This is a genomic window from Oligoflexus sp. (assembly GCF_035712445.1).
Classification (GTDB): Bacteria; Bdellovibrionota_B; Oligoflexia; order Oligoflexales; family Oligoflexaceae; genus Oligoflexus.
The window spans coordinates 26,305-47,364 of the sequence record NZ_DASTAT010000086.1; the positions used below are offsets into that span (position 1 = coordinate 26,305).

The 21,060-nt window shown below is 55.3% G+C and carries 13 protein-coding genes; 8 read left to right on the top strand and 5 right to left on the bottom strand.

Annotated elements, in window-relative coordinates:
- Window positions 1-3 precede the first annotated feature (3 nt).
- Window positions 4-795: a motility protein A gene (locus tag VFO10_RS18920; protein ID WP_325143065.1), complete on the bottom strand. Its 792-nt coding sequence runs from the start codon at window positions 793-795 to the stop codon at window positions 4-6.
- 324 nt (window positions 796-1,119) lie between these two features.
- Between VFO10_RS18920 and VFO10_RS18925 the strand changes: the two genes are divergently transcribed.
- From VFO10_RS18925 to VFO10_RS18940, 4 genes are all read left to right on the top strand, one after another.
- The gene (locus VFO10_RS18925; RefSeq protein WP_325143067.1) at window positions 1,120-2,034 is read left to right on the top strand and encodes a hypothetical protein; all 915 of its coding nucleotides are present in this window, start codon (window positions 1,120-1,122) and stop codon (window positions 2,032-2,034) included.
- A gap of 100 nt (window positions 2,035-2,134) precedes the next feature.
- A complete protein-coding gene (locus tag VFO10_RS18930) occupies window positions 2,135-3,418 on the top strand; it encodes a hypothetical protein (protein WP_325143069.1) in 1,284 nt (427 codons plus the stop codon).
- 110 nt (window positions 3,419-3,528) lie between these two features.
- On the top strand, window positions 3,529-4,647 hold the full coding sequence (locus VFO10_RS18935; RefSeq protein ID WP_325143071.1) for a hypothetical protein: 1,119 nt from the start codon (window positions 3,529-3,531) through the stop codon (window positions 4,645-4,647).
- Window positions 4,648-4,657: 10 nt separating this feature from the next.
- Window positions 4,658-5,380, top strand: coding sequence for a hypothetical protein (locus VFO10_RS18940; RefSeq protein WP_325143073.1), 723 nt, complete (start codon window positions 4,658-4,660; stop codon window positions 5,378-5,380).
- A gap of 53 nt (window positions 5,381-5,433) precedes the next feature.
- Here VFO10_RS18940 and VFO10_RS18945 read toward each other — a convergent pair whose 3' ends face one another.
- Both VFO10_RS18945 and VFO10_RS18950 read right to left on the bottom strand, forming a co-directional pair.
- Window positions 5,434-7,098 (bottom strand): hypothetical protein, encoded by a 1,665-nt coding sequence (locus tag VFO10_RS18945; RefSeq protein ID WP_325143075.1) that lies wholly within the window; start codon window positions 7,096-7,098, stop codon window positions 5,434-5,436.
- Window positions 7,099-7,172: 74 nt separating this feature from the next.
- A complete protein-coding gene (locus VFO10_RS18950) occupies window positions 7,173-9,188 on the bottom strand; it encodes a PAS domain S-box protein (RefSeq protein WP_325143077.1) in 2,016 nt (671 codons plus the stop codon).
- Window positions 9,189-9,615: 427 nt separating this feature from the next.
- Here VFO10_RS18950 and VFO10_RS18955 point away from each other — a divergent pair, with 427 nt between their 5' ends.
- Window positions 9,616-14,823 carry a protein kinase domain-containing protein gene (locus VFO10_RS18955; protein WP_325143078.1) on the top strand — a complete coding sequence of 1,736 codons (5,208 nt, stop codon included), beginning with the start codon at window positions 9,616-9,618 and terminating at the stop codon, window positions 14,821-14,823.
- A 122-nt stretch (window positions 14,824-14,945) separates the two neighbouring features.
- Window positions 14,946-16,685, top strand: a complete 1,740-nt coding sequence (locus tag VFO10_RS18960) for an AbgT family transporter (RefSeq protein ID WP_325143080.1) — start codon at window positions 14,946-14,948, stop codon at window positions 16,683-16,685.
- 4 nt (window positions 16,686-16,689) lie between these two features.
- Here the strand turns inward: VFO10_RS18960 and VFO10_RS18965 are convergent, their stop codons facing one another.
- Both VFO10_RS18965 and VFO10_RS18970 read right to left on the bottom strand, forming a co-directional pair.
- A complete protein-coding gene (locus VFO10_RS18965; RefSeq protein ID WP_325143082.1) occupies window positions 16,690-18,453 on the bottom strand; it encodes a hypothetical protein in 1,764 nt (587 codons plus the stop codon).
- A 167-nt stretch (window positions 18,454-18,620) separates the two neighbouring features.
- A complete protein-coding gene (locus VFO10_RS18970; protein WP_325143085.1) occupies window positions 18,621-19,403 on the bottom strand; it encodes a pirin family protein in 783 nt (260 codons plus the stop codon).
- 111 nt (window positions 19,404-19,514) lie between these two features.
- Between VFO10_RS18970 and VFO10_RS18975 the strand changes: the two genes are divergently transcribed.
- Window positions 19,515-20,087, top strand: a complete 573-nt coding sequence (locus VFO10_RS18975; protein ID WP_325143086.1) for a MarR family transcriptional regulator — start codon at window positions 19,515-19,517, stop codon at window positions 20,085-20,087.
- Window positions 20,084-21,052 (top strand): HlyD family secretion protein, encoded by a 969-nt coding sequence (locus VFO10_RS18980; protein WP_325143088.1) that lies wholly within the window; start codon window positions 20,084-20,086, stop codon window positions 21,050-21,052. The genes VFO10_RS18975 and VFO10_RS18980 overlap by 4 nt, the downstream gene beginning before the upstream one ends.
- The last annotated feature ends 8 nt before the right edge of the window (window positions 21,053-21,060 follow it).

A 21,060-nucleotide genomic window follows, 5' to 3' on the forward strand; every position in this document is an offset into this window, starting at 1 on the left:
GATTCACCTTTTCGCCTGCGGGGCTGCGGTGGACGCGGCGCTACCGGACGCCTGCTGGCGCTGCGTATAGGTACTCATGATGTCGCGCATGTGAATACTGGACTTTTTGCCCTTCAGGGAGAGGACGCCCTCCAGGACCATGAGGTCAATCTGCAGGGACTTCTCGGCTTCGAGCTGAATTTTCTCTGCACAGGGTGCATAGATAATGTTGCCGAGGATAAGTCCATAGAATGTCGTGATCATGGCCATCGCCATGCCGCTGCCGATGGACTCCGGGTTTTTCAGGTTGGCCATCATCGAGATCAGGCCCATCACCGTACCCATGAGCCCCACGCCCGGCGCCAGGCGCGCGAGGTTATCGAAAAGGTTATTGGCCAGGGACATCCGCATCTGCTGGGCATTGATTTTATTTTGAATATTGTGGCGAATTTCTTCGATGGTGAAATCGTTGAGAATGAGGGAAAGCCCATCGCGCAGAAGGGGGTGGCGAACCTGATTCCGCACCTTCATCAGAGAGCCTATGCCTTCTGACCGCACAAGGGCCGAAGACCTTGTCAGGACGTCGATGACTTCCTTTTCTGTGCGCCCTTGCACGCGGAAGAGCGCCTGGGCCAGAATCGAAAAACCGACCGCGAAATCCCTGAGTCCATGCGAGAGGAGCATCACGCTCGGCGGCATGATCCCAAGCAGGACGATACTCGGTTTATCCAAATACCCATGAAACGACGTAGCAGGATGCGTCGCTGCAAAGTACAAACTGTAAACAATGCCTATGATGCCGATGATAAGGGACACGTGGGGACCTCCGTTCCCTGAGAACCCTATCTTTATTCTAGGGAGGTCCTTCGAAGCTGTCAGTCAGCAGGCTTTGCCCATGCCGATGTCGGGAAAGTCACCCTCCGAGCATTGCCCACGTCCGGGTATAAATAGCCCAAACTAAAGTGTCAGAAGCCATAAAATTCCTTTGTTTATATCTCAATACCTAGATTGACCGACCCCATATTCGATGTTAAAAGAGAAGCATGGTGAAATAGACGAGAAGATAGTTATGTCAAACGGCTGCCGTGGTGGGCTTCACCGCTGCATTGCAATATGTCGTACTCCGGGAGGATGCCTTGCATGAAAAAGGATATGGCGGTCAAATACCCCCATTCAGCCAATCTCTTTCAATTCTGTCGCAAGGTACTCGATCATAAATTCGGTGGCATTCGCGTCATAGATCAGGACGTCGGGCAGATCCTCGGCTTTGATCCGGCTGACTGCAGTCACTGGAAAAAAGGCAAAAAGAACATTCGTTCCATTCAGGCCATGAAATCCATCGCCAAGCATCTGGGCGTGGATGAAAGGCTCGTCGTCGACGTCGCGTGCGGGGAGATGACGGAATGGGAAGCCTTCTACGAATACACGGGCTATGGTGATTTCACTCCGGATCCCAAAGTGCTGGATTCCGCGAAAAAGGAATACTACAGGCGCAACGCCAACAGCTGGGGCCGCGAGAAGGAACTCGAATTCAAAAAGCAATTCGAAGTCAATGAACCGGAAATCAATCGGATCGTGCGCAGCATCCACGAGACGATCAATTTCCATGAAGCGCCGCTCTATCTGCCCGAGATCGTCGCCTCCTATCCCGAACTCGCCATGCGCGCGGTCGATAAGCATCCCGAGAAAAACGAAGAGCCGATCACGGTCCTGGAGCCTGAGCCAGGCAAGATCATGATTGAATATCCCATGGACGTGAAGATGCGGCCTTACATCCGTTATCGCATCGCGAAAGCCATGGCGTCCTATTTCCTGAAGAAAAATAATGTCACGCCGCCGGCCGACAACACCGAACATTCCGCGTATATCGCCGAAGTTCAGGCCAATCTCTTCGCGGCCAAGCTTTTGACTCCGGCTTATCTGATTCGCAAGGAACTCGCGAATCTGGATGCGGCCAAGGATATCGTCGCGCAACTCGCCGATGTCTTCTGGATGTCGAAAACCTTCATGAACGGTCGTCTCAAGGAAATCCTGGAGAAATCGGCTGAAATTTGAGCAGCCTTAAGAGCTGGAGTCAGAACGAAGCTTCCGCTAGACTGATTGTGGGCGCCAGATTACCCGGTGCCTTCATCGTGATCCAGTAAGGGAGGAAAAGATGGCGAGTCGCCGCCTGCGCCTGACTCTATGCCTCGTTTTGAGTCTGGCCCCACATCATGCGTGGTCCCAGGAACCAGCTCCAGCTGCGATGCCCAAACCTGACCAAACGCCTGTTCCCACGCAGCCAGGTGTCCGGCAAATTCCACCGCCCAAGGCCCCGGCTCCCGCAGCGCCGACCACCGCAGCGCCGGCCATACCCAGCACGCGTGCTCCGGTGATGGCACCCCCGCAGGCCCCGGCGGGTGATTCCAAAGCCGAGCTTCAGAAATTTGCCGATGGGCTCGCTATCCTGCTTTTGAATCTGAGGTCCTATCAGGATCCGACGCCTGATCAAAAAAATCGCATTGCCATTGCCCTGAAAAGTTTGAAAGGCATAGCTGCCGAGGTGCAGCCGCTCCTCGCTTCTGCCGGTGCCGAGCCAGTGATGGCTTACATTGCCTTCGATCTTTTCAAAAATCTTCTGCGCTTGGAAGCGGCCATCAATGCGGGAACCTTCAGCTACGCGCGCTACCTCCTCCGTCAAATCACCCATTACACCATTCCCTGGCAAGCGGGTCAAAACGCGAAATCAGCCGGCGTCCTGCAATTTACCGAGCCGCCCGCCTCCATCAGCGACCTCGACAAGGCCGAATACTATGCCGCCATCAAAAAATATGAAGAGGCGATGCTCGCTTACGAACGTGTCTTGGGCGACAAACAGTTTCGCAAGACGCGACCGGATATCTGGGAACGGGCGGTTGAAAATCTGATGGCGATCACCATCCGTATTCGCAATGATCCGCACATCACCTTGGAGATGACCAGCGCTCTGCGTGATGAATCCAATTCGACCCCTGCGCAAAAAGAAATGCTCCTGGCCTGGAGGAACTCGGCCAAGGCCTGGACCACGGAAAACGTCGCGCAGAAGATGAGCGGCAGTGAACTTTTGAACAAGGCCCAGCAGATCGTGGAGAAGGGTCATCAGCTCAGCAGCAAGGGCCGGAACCTCGGCATGATTGAATATCTGCGGGGCATGTCGCTCCTGAATGAACTGGCTTCGACCCAATCGAATGACGTTCTGAAAGCCAAGGGCTTTCAGCTGGCAGGCAGGACCAGCGAAAAACTGCAGAACGACTTTATCTGGATGCAGGCCGATGCCTACTATGAAGCCTGTATCCGAGTGCGGCCCCATTCGGCGGAATCCCGCGAATGCATGAAGCTCTTTGAAGCGTTCCAGACCCAGGAAAAGGATGTCGTCCCTGACCGCGATAAGCTGAAGCAACTTGCCGAATTAGCCCGCTGATCCAACCCGGCTGGAGAAATCCAGCCTCCCAACTCCCTGAATTCAATTCGAATAAGTGCCCCCATTGAATGTTTTCGGTATTCTGCCGATAGCAAACGGGGGACTTTATTATGAAGAAAATCATGACCTTGACGGCATTTTTGGGCCTTGCGATGGCCTGCCGCGAGACGCGGTCGATCAACTCGACCGAAGTCGCGAGCGTGAATAAGAGTGCTGACTTTTCCGTGTCGGATGCAGAAGCCGAAAGGATGATGCAGATCATTCGCGGCAAAATCGAGCGCGGCGAGGATCTTTCACCGAACCTCACCCGCATCATTCAAATCGTCATGAGTCGGCAGGGGCCTGATTATGCTCCGAAGCCCTTGCAGCTGGATGCCGCTCGGCAGCAAAAGCTCAGGGCCAAATACGAGACTTATAAAAGGCTTTACGCCAGCGCCTTGGATGCGAATGGTTTCGTCGAAGGTTGCGATGGTCTTCTGTTCACCTCCCTTTTAGTGGCCTCGAGGCTGAACCAGGATCTGAGCCAGGCGGAATCGGCAAGCGAGCCCGGGCGCTGGTATCGTTCCGCGGCCCAGGATTGCTATCCAACAGGTCAAAGCCGCAGTGATATCAGTCGCGATATGCTGCTCGGCCTGAGCCTTGCTCTTTGGCAAAAGGCTGATGGCGCGGCGGTGAATCGGTTCCTTCTTTATAGTCAAAAAAACAAGGGCGTTCTGGGTGGAGCCATAGATGGTGAGGAACTCGCCGGTGCAGCCACGATGAGTCCCAGCCTTCTGAGCCTCTATAGCGAATTGGATTATCTTTTGAACGGACGCACTTCGGCGAACCGAGGCTATTTCCCTGAACTCGGGAAAAATTTCGCGGGTTTTGAAGCGCATCTGATGGCCCTGCGTTTGCTGATGAAAAGTTCGCTTTACGGTGGATTGATTGATTCGGACTTTGACCTGATCGCCCGCAAGGCGGGTGAGCAGCCGCGGAATGCGCTCTTTCAGGCGATTCATCATAGCTTCACGGATGGTGACGGCAGTCAGGCCGCGGATATACTTTTGGATGAAAAATATTTCCCAGCGAATGCCCTGCCTCAGAGTGCGCAGCGCTGTGAACTCTATCTTTGGCAAAGAGATCAGGACACCCAGGATTGGCAGCCCTGCGCCAGCGAAAACAAGACGTTTCCCGCTGTGGATTTCTTCTGGGTGTATGCACTGCTGACAAACAGCTTCCGCCAGTGAGGGCTTTGCGATGCGACTTGGGATTATGCTGTCCGTGATACTCTTTGCCTTGTCCGAACCGGCCATCAGTCAGAGCCGGGCGTCGTCCAAAAAAGATACCAAACCCGTGGAAAGTCCCGAGGACAAGGCCCAGCGCCTGCGTCCAGGTTGGGCCGCGTCCTTCGAACTTGGCATTCCGCATCCCGTGGATATCGGCTTTGGTTACATGCAGCCCAAGGCTGACAGTCACATCGGATCCTTTGGCCTTTTTCAAAGAAACATCGCATCAGGGCGTGGGGTGCGGAATATCAAGCTCAGCATGCAGCATCTGGAATATAGATTCCGCAGCGAACCGTCCGAGCGTCATCCTCTCTTCTGGCAGGTGGCTGGCGGTTATCAGGAAATTCAGGTGGATGGTACAAAATCGGTGACGCTGACGCAGGATGAAATCACCTTTACAACGGACATTCAGGGTTCCCTCAAAATCCGCAGCCTTTACTGGACGCCGAAGGTCGGGATCACCAAACATTTTATGAATGGACTCACCCTCAGCTGGGGCTTTGGTTACATGATCCCTGCCCTCGTCACCTCGGATTTTTCCAGCCGCGTGCCGGATGATCCTCTGGTCGATGAACTGCTCCAGGCCGTCGGCTCGTATCAGTTGACCAAGCGTGAACTCGAACGCATTGGAAAACGCGTGGGGCAGCTTGGGATTCCCCACGTCGATATCATTGATGTGATATGGCGGTTTTAGAGCGATGTGGCGGTTCTAAACCGATGTGGGGGTTCGAGCGTGAACAGGCGGCTCTAACCGCCCTTCTGCATCTCTTTCAAAAGCTTGTCCAGCAGCTGCTGCTCGGTGGGCGGCGCCACGTTAATCGTCAGCGGGGCTTCGATGACCTCGCCGTTCAAACCAGTAACCCGCAAGCGGAAACTCGTGGTGCTGACCAGCTGGAATTCCTTCGCCGACTGAAGAGCGACCTGTTCACTGGTCGCGCTAATCAACTCCACTTTTGCAGCTTGAGACACTTTCCAATAAAGCGTCGTGCTCTCCTCCCAGGCGATCGCCGTGCGTGACGCATAAAAATATTCGATGGCGGGCGGTGGCGGCAAAAGCACGCCGATGGCAAGGTCCACGACGGCCTGCTTCTGACCATCCGGACTGTAAGCGGTCAAAGGATAATGCTGGGTTCCATTGGGTCGAACCACGGCGCTGCCTTCACAGGGAAGCACCGCGCTATTCACACCGGCGATGGACACGCGTCCGCAGTTCTGCACCTTCCAGCGGAGTGTCGTCGACTGGCCCAGATTCACGGTGCTGTCATCCGCATAGAAATATTCCACCGTAGGCAGGGCCTGCGGCTGCACGGCCGTGACCGTGATGATCTGATTGACGATCTCGCCGTTGAAGCCGCTTGCGATCAGATTGTAGTTCGTCGTCTGCGAAGGGGCCACGGTCCAGCTTCCACTGCAGCCCACAGTCACGCGAATGTCACCGATCAATTCCACCTTGGAACAAAAGCCCACATCCCAGCGGAGCGTCGTGGTCTGACCAGGCTGCAGGAAGGGTTGATCGGCTGCAAACAGACGGATTTCAGGCAAACGTGTATTGACTGTGATGGTGAACTGCTGGCTCACGACCTCACCGGAAACGCCCAGGGCCCGCAAAAAATAGGTCGTGGTCTGCAAAGGGCGGACGGTGATGCTGCCTGAAGCCGCCTGCGGCACCTCGGGAGCTGTCGAAAGATAAACAGCGCTCGCATTGCGCACAGTCCAATAGATATTCGCCGTGGATCCGGCATCAAGATTCAAATAATTGGTCCAGAAGGCTTCGATGACAGGACTGGGCTGCGGCACGGGATTCACCTGAATCACGAGCGAGCTCGTGCCCACGGGACGATTGTCCTGATCGAAGGCGCGCAAGGTCCAGAGACCGCTGAAGGTCGGACGCACTTCAACCGAACCCACGCACGGCAGCGTCTGGGTGAACTGCGGCTGACCTATGGCTTCGAGGATGACGCGCGCGCAGCGATTGGCTTTCCAATTCAGAATGGAAGCTTCGCCGGCATTGATGGTCAAATGAGAAGCCCAGAAGTATTCGATCGCATTCGGCACCGGCTGGGTCCTGACATCCACCTGCACCTGTCTTGTGATCAGGCGGCCCGTGTGGGACTTCGCGCGTATCGTATAGGTCGTGCTTTGAGTGGGACGGACGATCTGGCTTCCTTTCGCAGGAAGATTGCCGGCGATCTGCAGCAGTTCAATGTCAGTGGCCGAGGGGAGATTCCAGCTGAGTGTGACGTCAGCTCCAGGCGCCACCTCCTGAGGTGTGGCAAGAAAATAATGAACGAAACCAGTATCCTCGCCGGGACTGTCATGCAGCGCGCTGGAAGGGCCTGAAGCGCCCCCACCACAGTTCGTTACCAAACTTAACATACCAAGATAACTTATGAGAATAATTATATATTTCATGGGTATACGCTCCGACTCAGGTGACCTGATCGCGATCATATACTCAGATGAGTGAAGAGGGCGAGCGTTATTCCTTACGCGGCATTCGCCTTGGAATTCTGCGGACCCTTGATGGGCAGCTCCAGGATAAAGGTGGTGTACGGGCCTTGGGTATCAAGGGTCAGGCGACCTCCATGCCCGGCGGCTATCCCATGGGATATGCTCAGGCCCAGGCCCGTTCCTTGGCCGATGGGCTTGGTGGTAAAAAAGGGCTGCATGATTTTGGAGCGCAGGCTTTCGGGAATGCCGGGACCGGCATCCGTAACGATAAAGCGCAAAAGGTCTTCATTCACCGCGTGAACGTCCACCTTCACCCACGGGTCTGGGGTATTATGAGCGGCGTCATAGGCATTGTTCACAAGGTTCAGGAGAATCTGGACGATCTGATTTTGATTGGCCACGAAGCTGATCTCGGGAATCGGTTCGACGATAAGATTCACACCATGTCGGCGGATGTGCGCACGACAGAAACTCAAGACCTGGTCGAGCACCCGCTGAGCTGTGGTGTGCAAATACTGGATGTGACTTTCACCCCGCGCAAAGTCCAAAAGCCCTTTGACGATGCCCGCGATGCGCAGCGAGGTCTCGCGGATGAAAGCCAGCTCCTCCTTGAATTCCTGAGCATCCATGCGGCCCTGATCGATGCGTTTGCGCATTCGATCGACTTTGCCCATGATGATAGCCACAGGATTATTGATCTCGTGAGCCACACCGCCAGCCATTTCTCCCAAAGAAGCCATCTTGCTGGCCTGAAGAATCTGAGCCTCAGCCATCTTCCGATCGGTGATATCGACTCTCAAGGAAAGGTACTTGCTCACCTCACCCTTGGGTCCGATCATCGGTGTGATGGCCGTCTGCACCCAGTAAAGCGTTCCATCCTTGCGCCGGTTGCAGATCTCGCCGTACCATTTTTTCCCGCTGGCTATCGTCTTCCACAGATTCCTGAAAAATTCGGCATCATGCATTCCCGAATTCACGACGCGATGGGTTTTGCCGATCAACTCTTCGCGGCTATAGCCGCTGATCGTACAGAAGTTGTCATTCACATAGGTGATGATGCCGGCTGGATTGGTTTCCACGACGATGGCCATCGAAGATATGGCTTCAAACATCTGCCGCAACTGATCCTGGGTTTCTTTGATAGCGGTGTGATCCATCGCAACGCCCCAGACTTTCCGCGCCTTGCCATCGGGGCTTCTGTCCACGAAGCTTCTGACCAAAAGATGCCGCAGGGCGCCGTCGGGACGAAGCACGCGGTACTCAAGATCAAAGCGGTCGACCCCACTCCGAATGATTCTGGGTATGTCCTCGAAGATATTCTTTCTGTCTTCAGGATGAAGGGCTCGATGGATGGCGTCGGCTCCAAGGGGACATTCAGTGCGTGAAATCCCATAGAGTTCATAAAGCGAATCATCCAGTTCCGTGTGATTCAGGGCAGGATCAAATTCCCAGACACCACAGGAAACGGATTTCAAGATCAACGAGAGTTTGCGATTAAAATCGGAACGCAGCCTCTGCGAGGCAACAGCAATGGCTTTGAGGGTTTCCGTAGCCCAGATTTCATTTTGAAAGAATTCCTCCTCCGGCTGCAGCGCTGCAGTGACAGCGCGCGATACGCCGATGATGGCAAGGACGCGTCCATTCGCGTCCAGAAGAGCCGAGTCGGTGACCTGCACCATCAACTGATGCCCATCACGGTGTTTTACGGCGAATTGCCCTGACCATGTCTGACCTGACTGCAGAATCGCCATGATCCGCTGGGCTTCCTCCAGACTCTGCTCGCTGGGTATCACATCGAGTATGCTGCGGCCGATGGCTTCGACCATGGACCAGCCATAGATGATCTCGGCGGCTCTGTTCCAATAGAGAATCTGTCCCTCGGGATCGGTGACGATCATCGCATCGTCCGTGCTTCCCGGATTCTGCGAACGGCTGAGCGCAAGCTTCAGGGTCCGATTTTCTTTCTCCAGTTCGCGGCAACGCTGCAAAAGCAGCTCCCGATCCGCGGCGGGATCCTGATCATTTTCAAGAGGACGCTCGTGCTTGGACATCGCTTGAACTGCCTGAAAAAGTTAATTGCTACACTTATCGGGTTTCCGCAAAAACGCTTAAGGAAAAAGTGGTGGGCAAGGTGTCGGATTTCGAGCAAGAGGCTGAAGCCCAGGCCCTGGCTTTCAAGCCGCTCAGCGCCGTAAGCCGACTGCACGAATCGGCGACCGCGACCTGCGAACCAGCAGCAAACCCATAGCAGCACTCACGAACTTCCCATAATTTGACATTTGCCCTAAGCCATCCACCAGTGCATGACCTATCGAGAAAACTGATCCGAAGCGCCGCATCGTAGGCTTATGACGGCACCGGCGTGACCTGAACCCCACGCTCAAGCTTCCATTTTTACCACCGATCATATTCCTGGATAGCTAAGGGGTCAGCACCTGTTACGCCCCATGTGAGGCGTCTTGTTTGAGGATGACAGCTTTGCCTAAAATTGAGCAGACCCGGATCATCAAAGAACTCTATCGCTCGCCCCGAACCGTCGTCTTCCTCGTTGAATCAGAAATCCACGGGACCTGTGCATTCAAGACGGTGAATCCTGATTCGGATTTGGCTTTGGCTTCGCTCGAAAATCTGCGCTATGAAGCTGAAATACTGTATTCGTTGGACGATCCTCGGCTGCTCAAACCTCTCGCCTTGGACGAGACACCCGGCTCGCAGGGGCTCTATCTCCCTTTTTTCGACGCCCCTTCTTTAGCCGCTCGCTTGAATCGTGAAGGCGGGATGAGCCTGCAGCAATTCTGGGACTGTGCGCGGCAGGTCCTGGAAGTCCTGACTTATATACACAGCAAGGGTCTTGTCCATAAGGATATCAATCCAAATAACATCCTCGTGGCATCGCAAGAGACCACCGTTCGACTGATAGACTTTGAAATTGCAAGCCGCGTGTGGGACGACAGGCAGAAGGATTTCACGTCCGATCATCTGGAAGGCACGCTTGCCTATATGTCTCCAGAACAGACGGGGCGGGTCGATATGCCAGTCGATGCGCGGAGCGACCTCTATTCCTTTGGCATCTCCTGCTTTGAAATGCTGACGGGCAAACTTCCTTTTCAGGCTCACGATAGAATTGGCTTCATCCACGCTCATCTTAGCCTCGAAGCCCCGGATCCTCGCAAATTGCGCTCGGATCTTCCCAGGGAACTTGCGGCCATCATTCAGAAACTGCTTTTGAAGAATCCCAAAGAGCGCTATCAGAGCGCCTATGGGCTCCTGCGCGATCTGGAGCAGCTGTTTGCGCCAGACGCTTTGAAGGTATCCGAATTTATTCTGGGCCGCGATGATCTGCCCGTTCATTTTGAAGCGCCGCATCAGTTGCTGGGCCGTGAGCAGGAAACGCTGAAGATCGAGCAAGCCTTCGCCTTGAGCAGTCAGGGGCAGATTCACATCTGCGGCCTCGCGGGAGCTTCGGGTGTCGGCAAGTCGAGCCTCGCCCGGCACGCCCGCAGCTTGACCCTCAAGCAGCAAGGGCTTTATCTGGAGAGCAAATGCGAGCAAGGTCAGCAGCATGCCTCCTTCTTCCCCTTCCAGCAGCTTTTCAAGATGATCGTTCAACGCTGGCAGTCCATGCCCGAGAGCCAGTTTAAAGAACTGGCTGCTGAACTGCGCAGAGGCATAGGCGAGCAATTGAAGGCTCTGGAACAGATTACCGTCGCGATGCAGGTTCTGACTCAAGACCTGCCTGAACTTCCGAGCTGTGGCCTGAAAGAGGCCGAGGATCGTCTTGCGTTTGTGACCATCGAAGTTCTGAGGGCCCTGGGCCGCAATCAGATTCTGACTCTCTTCTTCGACGACATCCAATGGATGGATCAGGCCTCTCTTCAGCTGCTCAGCAGCATCATCGAGCAGGCCGATGGTTTACGCCTCTTTGTGCTGATGGCCTACCGGGTCCATGAAACCGGCGAGAATGCCAAGGCCATTGCTCTTCTGCGACGCTTGCAGAACCAGCCCAACTGCCATCTGCATGATATCCGTGATTTTGATGAGGCACGGACGAGTCTTTACTTGAACAAGGTTTTTCCGCGCTTGAAGGACCATGCATCCCTTACTTCATATGTTCACGAGCGAACCAAGGGCAATCCATACTATCTCGGCCAGTATCTTAGACGGGCGGCCGAGGAGCGGATCATCAGCTTTAATTTCGCTCAGGGATATTGGGAAGCTGACCTGACTCGTCTGCAGCAGATGCTGATCGCGGATGACCTCGCCGGCTTTCTCGTGCATGAACTCGATAGACTTGACCGCAGGACTTTGAAGATCGCCCAGATGGCCGCTATTCTCGGTTTTGAATTTACGCTCGCCGAGCTCCAGCAGCTGTCAGGCTGGTCCTATCGTGATTTAAAGAGCGCTCTCAGCGATTGCGCAAAAGCCTCCATCGTCATGCCCATGAATGAACAAGCTCAGAGGTTTTTGAAGTATGGTGAACGTCAGTTAAGCTCCGACCGACCCACCTCCTATCGCTTCCAGCACGACCGCATGTATCAAGCCTGCTACCAAATGCTGAGCGAGCATGAGGCCCAGGAATGGCACTTTCGATTCGGCAGGATCCTCGAACAGGATCATTCGACTCATACTGATGCCGAGCGTTTTATGCTGATGGTGGAACACTTGAACCGCGGATGCGCTTGGATGAAGTCTCGCGAGGAAAAACTCGCTTTGGCTCACTATAATGCAGAGGCGGCTCAAACATGCTTCGACAAGGTGGCATTTCAAAAGGCCGAGCAGCTTTTGCAGCAGATCGAGGGACTGCTTGGAGCGGAACTCTGGTCCCATCATGAACTGGCCTGGACAAGCTGCCTTCTGCTGACCCAACTTGCCTATCACGCGGGGCGAATGGCCGACGGGGACCGCACCTGGCAGACGATGCTTCTGCACGCCCGGACTCAGGAGCAGAAGGCTGAACTATATCGGCATAAGCTGGAACTGCTCAGCGCTGTCGGTGAAAAATCTGCGGCAATCGAGGCGGGACTGCGAGGCCTGAAGGAATTAGGGATATCGGTCAGCGCTCGGCCCAACCCATTCCAGGTTCTCACGGAAACGGCCCGCACCCTTCCCATGATGGCCCTTGTGAATGTCGAGGCCCTGCTGCAGCGTCCCATGGTGGATGGATCGGATCGACTCGCGCTCAAGCTGCTCGTGAGTCTTGCCCCTGCGGCTTATACCTCGGGACAGGAAAACCTTTATGTGGTGGCCATCATGAAGGCCGTGCGACTGACCCTGCGCAAAGGCATCTCCGAAGACTCCGCCTTGACGTTTGTCTATGGGGGAGGCGTGGCTATGATTGCCTTTGGGATCGCTGGCCTCGCCCGAAAATTCGCAGGGCTTGCCGATCGACTCAATGCTGAGCGCCAGGACCTCAGGAACCGGGCCAAGATTCGCTTTCTCAATGGTGCCTTCGTCTATTCGTGGCTGCGGCCCTGGAGGGCGATTTCTCCCTATGTGAAGGAAGGCCGCGACGCCGGGCTCATGACAGGGGATTTCTATTTCACAAGGCTCTGTACGCTTCACTATCAGGAATGGGATCTTCAGTTTTCCTTGGACGAGGAGATTGCCTCCCTTGAGGAGCGCTTGCGCTTCGTTAAAAGCTTAGGCCCTGTGCCTCTGGACGATGCTGCCGCGTTGATGGCACCACATCTGGCCGTGGCTCAGGAATTGCGAAACGGTGAGTCGAACTTTTCCTTCGACGCGCACTGCGACGCCATGCGGGAAAAAGATTATGCATCAGGCAGCGCCATCACCTGTCTGCTGCTTCTGAAAAGAGCCTGGTTCCTGGGGCAGTGGGACGAAGCTCGCGAATGGGACCTGGAGGTGAGGCGCTTTCAAAAAGGCCTTCTCGGTCTGCCGTGGCTGGTCGATTCCTGCCTCTATCGGGCCCTTCTGCTGGCCGATTATCCATCACACAAGTCCTGGCCGCTGCGTATCCGCAAGACTTTGGGACTTGGCGTTCAGCTTCTCAAAGCGTATCGCTGGTATGCCCTTCAAAGGGAGCAGTTCGCGTTCATCTTCCATCTTCTGTGTGCAGAATGGGCCCAATCCCTCGCATGGCGTGGGAAGGCTCAGCGTCATTACTGTAAGGCTATTGCTGAGGCTGATCACCAGAACGTGAGCTTCTGGTCGGCATTGGCCTATGAGCGACTCGCCAAAACTCTCCGTTCACAGGGTTTGGATCCTATGTCTGATCAAGCTTTGCATAAGAGCCTTTATTACTACAAAAGGTGGGGCAGCAAGCTTCGGGTCAATCAGATTGCACAGCAACTGGGTTTGAACGAGAACGCCTTGGAGCCCAGAGAGAACATCTCGGGCGGGCATACCACCACCATTCATCTGGGACATGAGACTCTCGATACGGAAGCCATCGTCACCGCAGCCGAGTCGTTGGCAGGCGAGGTTGAAATCAATCAAGTCGTCCGCAAACTGCTGCAGCTATCGCTTCAATACAGTGGTTCCGACCGCGTCGTCCTCATTCTCAGGGACCTCACCGAGGCTTCGCTCATGGTTGTGGGCCACGCAAAGGGCGAGGAGATCGCGGCGGGATTGCGGGAGAGTATCGACAGCTATCCCGACCTTGCTAAAGGCGCTCTCATGCTGGCGGCTCGCTCCAAAAAAGAGGTTCTGATTCACGACTGCGAGGAGGCCAGGGCCGAACTTGATTACAATGGAGAGCTGCCGCCCGAATCGCTGGCGATACTGCCCATCATGAACAAAGGCCAGGTAGCGGGGCTGCTCTATCTGGAAAACCATCTCATGAAGAATGCCTATTCTCTGGCCCGCCTTCGGCTTATGACTTTGCTTTCCAGTCAAATGGCGATCTCCTTGCAGAACGCTTTGCTCTTTGAACAAATGAAAGAGAAGATCTGGCTCGAAAATGAGCTGGCTGCTGCCAAGGCTGTGCAGGAGACCTTGCTTCCATCCCACGCAAGCTTTGGGGATTTCGAGATCGCGGCCTCGTATCGGGCTGCTGACAGCACAGGTGGGGATTGGTTTTGGTATCACTTTGCCGAATCCGAGCACAAACTTTATGTGATGATCGGCGATGTCACGGGACACGGCATTCCCTCAGCACTGGTCACAGGGACAGTATCGGGAGCGATTCAAGCCTGTCTCGGACAGCTCGACGCCTTGGGTTCCAAAGATCCCAGGTCCACCCTTGAATCCATAGCCGCTCACGTGAATCACGTCATCTACAATACGGGTCGCAAAGCCAATCGCGTCATGAGCATGGCCTTCATCTGCCTTGATCTTGAGGCTATGCAGGGATATTACCTGAATGCCGCGCACAATGCCCTCCTTCATCTTCACAGCGCGGGCTTCTCGACTTTACTCGAACCCGGCTCCCTCTTGGGCCAGCTGACGGAGCCGACCTTTGGTTTCCGATCATTTTCCATTGAAAAGGATGACTGCTTCTTCCTCTTTACCGACGGATTGATTGAAAACGGCGGTACCCAAAGGCAGCAAAAGCTTTCCACAAAATCTTTGGGCAAACTCCTCAGCCGGGACGATAGCGCCCGTGAATCCGTAAGCAAGATTGAAGCGAAGACCCAGGAGCTTTGGGATGGGTTCAAGGCGGTGGATGATACCACATTCCTGATGGTCAAAGTGCTGTGTTCAGGGGATAAAAAGGCCGCCGCTTGATAAGCCTTTCTGTCAGAACCTCCCCGCCGCTCGCTTAGACTTCTCTTAGATTCCTGTCATGCTGCGCTCTTTAATTTACCAGCGTCACGTCCATCATCACGTTAAAGCTAAAGGGTCTTTCCATGACACAGACAGCAGCTGCGAAGCGAGCTTCCCGATCCGAGCGTTTCCTTGACCTCATTGAGCGTGTGGGGAATATGCTCCCCGAACCGGTTATTCTTTTTAGCCTTTTAACCGCTCTCGTCTTTATGCTGTCGGCCTGGGGAACCGCCGCCCGCTGGGAGGTCCAACCGCAGAAGCTTGTCATTGCGACCCAGGAAAAAGTGGATGTGAATGGACAGGTGATCCAGGAAGCTCAGCGCGGTGCCGACGGCAAAGTCATACGGACCCTGGCCCCTCACGGCGAGCCGATTGGGACGCGAAGCCTTCTTACCCAGGAAGGGATCTATTGGTTCTTCTCGTCCATGCTCGGCAACTTCACCCGCAGTCCGGCTCTGGGCCTGATCTTTGTGGCCATGATCGGCATTGGATTTGCCGAACGCTTTGGATTTTTCAGCGCGCTGATGCGTTTTCTGGCCTTTGCCACCCCGAAAAGGCTTTTAACGCCGGTGATTGTTCTGGTCGGCGCCAACTCCTCGGTGGCCAGTGATGCCGGTTATATTATCCTTCCGCCTTTGGCCGCCGCCCTTTATCTGGCGGTCGGACGGCATCCGATTGCAGGCCTCGCCGCAGCCTTTGCCGGGGTTTCAGGAGGCTTTGGCGGTGGATTTTTTCCAACCGGAGGGGATGGGGCGCTGGCCGGTTTTGCGACGAGCGCGGCCCATGTCCTGGACCCTTCCTATACTGTGAATATCACGCATAACCTTTATTTTAAGGCCGGATCGGCTTTGATCGTGATGCTGGCCGGATGGTTCGTGACCGATAAAATCGTTGAACCGCGTCTTCATAAATCCTCGGCCTGGGGCAATGCCCAGGATAATCAAACCCTGGCCAACCTGAGTCTGGATGGTCATGAGAAGCAGGCGCTGCTCGGAGCTATTCTCACAATGGTCGGCATTGCCGGCCTCTTTTTGGCCCTGATTCTGATACCCGGCATGCCTTTGCATGGTACAGGGCAGCCGACCCTGGCGTCGGGTCATGTCCTTATGGAAGGTCCGGCGGCGGCTCTGCAGAGCGGTTTTCAGGGAGCATTAAGGGCGGTGGAACGAGCCGGTGATCGCTGGTCGCAGGTGATCGTCCCCATGATTTTCTGCGTCTTCTTTTTCCCCGGCCTTGTCTATGGACTGATCACAAGGCAAATCCAGGGGCAGAAGGAACTGATCGAAGGCCTTTATCACGGCGTCCGTTCGATCGTGCCGGTGCTTGTCATCATGTTTTTCCTGGCTCAATTCGTCGAGTCTTTGAAGTATACAGGGCTTGATCGCATGCTCGCCTATGCCGGCGGTTCGCTCCTCGTGCAGGTGGATCTGCCGGTGCCTCTTCTGCTCGTTCTCTTCATCCTGGTCGTGATTCTGGGTGACTTCGCCATGAGCGGCATGCTCAGCAAATTCGGTGTGCTGGCCCCGATCTTTATTCCGATGTTCATGATGGTCGGCATGAGCCCGGAGCTGACGACGGCCGCTTATCGCATTGGGGATTCGGTGGTGAACATCATCACGCCGCTCAACAGCTACCTGCTCATCATCCTCGCGGTCATGCACAAGTATAGGCCGCAGGCAGGCCTTGGGACTTTGATTTCCCTCATGGTGCCATATACCCTGGTTTTCTTCGTGGTGTGGACCAGCTTTCTGATCGGCTGGTATATCCTGGGCTGGCCGCTCGGCACCGAGGCTCCGATTCATTACGAGCCTCAGGCCGGTTGACGCTTCAGGAAGTCTTTTTGATCGGCGGATGCGAGATCGGATTCGCCGTATCACCCACGGCCTGCTGTGAGAAAGCCGATTTGGGAATCAGATCACTGAAGCGAATCGAATTCTTGCGGTGCTGGATCTGGGCGATCGCCTCCGCAAAGTCCTGGATCACTTTATTGGTCTGATACTTCGACGGCAGTTCCATAAAGATCCCATTCACGGCCATGTCGATGGCGGACAGATAATTCTTCACGGTCGGTTCGATGAGGGCCTGCAGACGGTCCTGCTCCTGCTGACGAATCTTCATCAATTCGGAGTCCCACAGCGTAGGATCGGGCACCTCGCGTCTGACTTTTTCCGCGTAGGCATCAGCCCGCGCCCGAACTTTGGCGGCTTCGTCATTGGCCTGCACCACGATCGCTTCCACGGTTTTCTCAACCGTACGCGTGCGGGTCCGGGCTTCTTCCACGATCTTGAGAGCGATCTTCTCGGCATCATGGGTGATGGCCGCTGCGGACTGGCGTGCGGACTGGAACATGGAGCTTTCGAGGACTTTGATTTCCTCGGCTTTGAAATTTCTTTCATTGTTGGCGGTTTCAATCAAGGCCTGGGCTCGTTCGCGGGCGCTGCTCAGGATGGATCGCGTTTCATCTTCCAGGCGCTTGCGTTCGCCGGCCAGATGCTCGTCGCTTTCCTTGGCCTTGCGGGCCAAAAGAACATCCTGCTCCTTCACCTGGCGCAAAAGATCAGCCTTGGTCCTGTCGATCAGGTCCTGGGCTTCTTTTTCCGCGGCTTTGCGGGCCTGGCTGATTTTAGTGTTGGCCGCGTTGATGCGAGCCTCATTTTCCTTTTCCACCTTGAATTGAATCTCGCTGGCTTCCTTCGCGGCATTGGCCAGGATGGTTTGGGCTTCCTCTTTGGCATTCGCGACCATCAGCTTCATTTCCGCAAGGCCGCTATTTTTTTCCTTCAGAAAGCTGACTTCGGCATTGTGCGTGCGGCGACGGACTTCTTCCGCCTCATGCTGGGCGACGCGGATGATGTCGGCCGCTTTCTGATTGGCTTCCAGAATAAGGCGCTTGGCGGCGGATTCCGATTCGCGATGGACTTCCAAGGCCGTGGCCTCGGTGGCCCTGATCAAAGCCTCGTTCTTACTGCGGCCGTCCTGAAGGATTCGGGCAACCTGCTCCTCGGCCTTGCGTTTCATATCCTGAAATTCAATTTCAAGGGCGCGCAGCTGCTTTTTACGATTCTGCTCCATCTCCTCGGTCAGGATCTTGGCTTCGGCCTGCATTTTATTGCGGTGATTTTCCAGCTCGATGCTGAGCTTTTCCTTCTCCGCCTCGTAATCATGCTTGATGGCCTTCAGCTTGCTGTCGGTTTCGCTCTGCAGCGATTCGATCGCCTGCTTATAACGCCTTTCTGTAATATCCATGGTCTCAGCCAGAGTGCGGATGCTCTCCTGCTGGTGGCTGATGGTCGCCTGATGCTTTTTGATATCGGATTCGAGCGCGTGCGCTTCGCGCCGTCTGCTGGCATTGATTTCTTCCTGGGCACGCAGCTCGGCCTCGGCCTGGACCTTCATCCGGATCGAGTCTTCCGTCTCCTTCTCAAGACGTTCGATGTGCCCCTGCGAGATGGCGATGGTCTGGGCCAGATACTCGGCTGCGCCGGTCAGCTCTGCAATCTTGAGCTCAAGAGCATCGCGTTCCGCCTTGGTGGGTCCGCCATCGGAATTCGCTGCGATAGTGAGTAAACGCGCCTGTTTTTGGTCGCTCATAAATAACCCTTCAAGGTTGGCTCTTGGCTTCTTCCAGGTATTTCGGCGCTATTTCCATGAAGCCTTAAAGGATTCGTAAGACCGCAGTTTCCCACTTTCAAATCCGCCTCTTAAAGAGGCAGTTTTCAAATATTACCGGGCGGAAGATTTGGGTTTGCCGCAAAATTTCAGCGCGGTTTCGGAAAGAGCGGGTAAGGCAGCTCCAGCGGCACACGGATCCATATCAAACGGAGGGTCTCAGACGGCAGCAGTTTCCATGTCGTCTCCGTTTCAGCCTGATGCACGATGAAATCCCTGCTTCTAACGGAATAGGTCTCGCTTCCGCATTGCAGGGTTCCGGCCCCGTGCAAAACAAGGGCGGCCCAGCCCATCCCGGCAGCGATGCTTCCGTCCGCTTTATCACCAGGCGAAAGCTTAAGATCGTGCATGCTGACGTCCGGGGTCACAAGCGAAATGGGGCTGCCTTCGCCCAGGAGTATCGTGGCGTGATCGCGTTGAAGGAAACGGTTCCGCGGATACACGGCATAACGCGGCGGCACCATCGTTTCCTGACGAAAGTGAGGATCAAACCAGATCTGGAGTATCTCCGCGGGCGTTTCCACGAAATGCTCCTCGTGATCGAGTCCCGAACCGGTCTGCATCAGCTGCAGATCACCGCTTTCCATGCGCGAGGCATGACCCAGGCTGTCGCGATGTTCGATCGTGCCTTCCAGGATATAGCTCATGATTTCGAAACCGCGATGCGGATGCTCCGCGACGGATGAAGGTCGCGCCGCCTGGGCCCAGGCCCAGTAATAAAGCGGCCCTATGCGATGAATGGCCGAGCCCTCGCCCGCAAAGCCGATCATCTTCTGCTCGGTGATGGCACCCTGATCAAAGCTGCCCGTGGCCTGTTCGGAAGGGGGCAGTAGCCTTGTGAAATAGGCGGGAGGACGGGCTTTTTTCACCATCTCTGTGGGCTCCTTGAAATTTGCATTATTGACATATCGACATTCCCTCATAATTAGGATACGGATAGTTCGGGTCCTAACTACTTGCCCTTTTCAGCCAGGAGGCTGACTTTGCTTTCCCTCCATGACGACTATCATAACCTTGAATATCTGAAGTTCTTCGTCGATCGCTATCAGCAGTGCGATCTTTCTTCCATACAAACCTATTTGGCCGTCGTACGGCTGGCCGATCGCCTGCAAAGCAAATCGGAAGCCTATTTTCAGCGCATGGATCTTTCCAAGGGCCGCTTTCTCATCATGAAGATGCTGGCGCGTTCGGGGGAAAGCGGTCTGGCACCAGCCGAGATCGCCCAGAACATCAGCTGCGCCCGGGCCACCGTCACCGGGCTCTTGGATACCCTCGAAGCGGCCGGCTATATCGAGCGACTCGCCGATCCCCAGGGTGATCGCCGGAGTCTTCGCATTCGGCTGACACCTGCCGGCCAAAGCAAATTGGATGCTGTGCTTCCCCGCCATCATCAGCGCATCAAGCAGGCCATGTCGGATTTCAGCATGGAGGAGCGCGATCAGCTCATGTCCCTGCTCGCGAAATTCAACAAGGGCCTTAGCGCTTTTGAAAATAATTCGAACGAATCCAGCGACCATGCTCAGGATATTTCTCGCGTCAGGAAGGAAAAACCATGAAAAAAGCCCAGAAAGTAGCGCTGACCCTCGTCACCGGCCTTGCCCTCATCGCCGGATACATCACCATCCGCGATTACGGCCTTGAATCCACGGATGATGCTCAGGTGGAAGGCCGTATTGTGAATATCGCCTCACGCGTTTCCGGGCAGGTGCAGAAAGTCTTCGTCACCGACAATCAGGTGGTGAAGGCTGGCGATCCCCTGGTGGAACTCGATAAGCAGGAACTTCAGTCGCGCGTCGCCGCCGCCCAGGCGGAACTGAGCGCCGCCCGCGCCGCTTTGAGTTCCAGTGAATCCGATGTCGCCGCCGCCACATCCCGCCTGAAGCTCGCGGACATCGAACTCGATCGCATCCGAACGCTCGGCAAAAGCGGAGTGGTGTCACAGTCGGAAGTGGATACGAGAAAGGCCCAGTATGATCAGGCGAAGGCGGCCTATGATCAGGCCATGTCGCGGCTCGGTGGTGGCAAAGGGGAAGGCGGTGCTCCAGGTGCCGCGCTCGCCAAGGTTCAGCAGGCCGAAGCCGCACTCGAACTCGCCAAAGTCAACCTTTCCTATACCACCATCACAGCGCCGATTTCGGGCGTGATTTCCCGTAAGAACGTCGAGGTCGGGCAGATCCTCGCGCCGATGACCAACCTCATGGCTTTGGTGGATCTGAATGATGTCTGGGTGGTGGCCAACTTCAAGGAAGATCAGCTGAAGCACATGAAAGTGGGTCAGCCCACCTTCATCAAGGTCGATACCTATAAAGGCGAGAAATTCGAAGGCGAGGTCGCGTCCATCGCCGCCGCCACGGGTGCGAAGTTCTCCTTGATTCCACCCGACAATGCCTCGGGCAACTTCGTGAAGGTGGTGCAGCGCATCCCCGTTTACCTGCACCTCAAAAACTTTACGAATTCCCCCGAGAATGCTCTGGTCCTGCGCCCCGGCATGAGCGCCGTCGTCTCCATCAGAACGAATTGATAGCCTTG